Genomic DNA, 655 nt, shown 5'->3' with positions numbered 1-655 from the left:
CTCTGACTGCCAAGGCATCCACCGTATACGCTTAGTCACTTAACCATACAACCCAAATGAGTTTCATCTGAATTGCACTGCAACTAATGGTGTTTACTTTCGCCAAAAGAATACTCATGAAGTACATTGCTGCACTTCGGGCACTTGATTTTAAGTGTTTTGAGAACTCAATTATTTATTTCGCAATAATCTTTCGATTATTACTATCAGCTTTCCAAATTTTTAAAGAACGGGCTTAAAAAAGCCAAAGATAAATTTTGCATTTATCTTTGGCATCTCTAACCAGTGCATGTCACTTATCAAGCAATTAAAATGCTTATACAAAGTAAATGGTGGAGCTATGCGGGATCGAACCGCAGACCTCCTGCGTGCAAGGCAGGCGCTCTCCCAGCTGAGCTATAGCCCCATTTACATGCAGTCAAACAAAAAGAATCCAATCTAAAGATTGGTGGGTCAGAGTGGACTTGAACCACCGACCTCACCCTTATCAGGGGTGCGCTCTAACCAGCTGAGCTACAGACCCATTCTTTCTGCTCTTTCGTCTATCAAGCAATCTGTGTGAACACTCAGCAAACGCTAAGTTAGTCGTATAGGTAAGGAGGTGATCCAGCCCCAGGTTCCCCTAGGGCTACCTTGTTACGACTTCACCCCAGTC

2 tRNA genes and 1 rRNA gene are annotated in these 655 nt (G+C 43.4%); all 3 read right to left on the bottom strand.

Annotated features, from left to right (window positions below):
* Positions 1-330 precede the first annotated feature (330 nt).
* A tRNA-Ala gene (locus Q1B47_RS21825) sits at positions 331-406 on the bottom strand.
* 40 nt (positions 407-446) lie between these two features.
* A tRNA-Ile gene (locus Q1B47_RS21820) sits at positions 447-523 on the bottom strand.
* Positions 524-594: 71 nt separating this feature from the next.
* Positions 595-655 (bottom strand): 16S ribosomal RNA (locus Q1B47_RS21815); the annotation flags it as partial.

Source organism: uncultured Shewanella sp., from assembly GCF_947501225.1.
In the GTDB taxonomy this organism is placed as follows: Bacteria; Pseudomonadota; Gammaproteobacteria; order Enterobacterales; family Shewanellaceae; genus Shewanella.
Note: the sequence above shows the minus strand (reverse complement) of the source record. Positions and strands in the feature narration are given on the sequence as shown.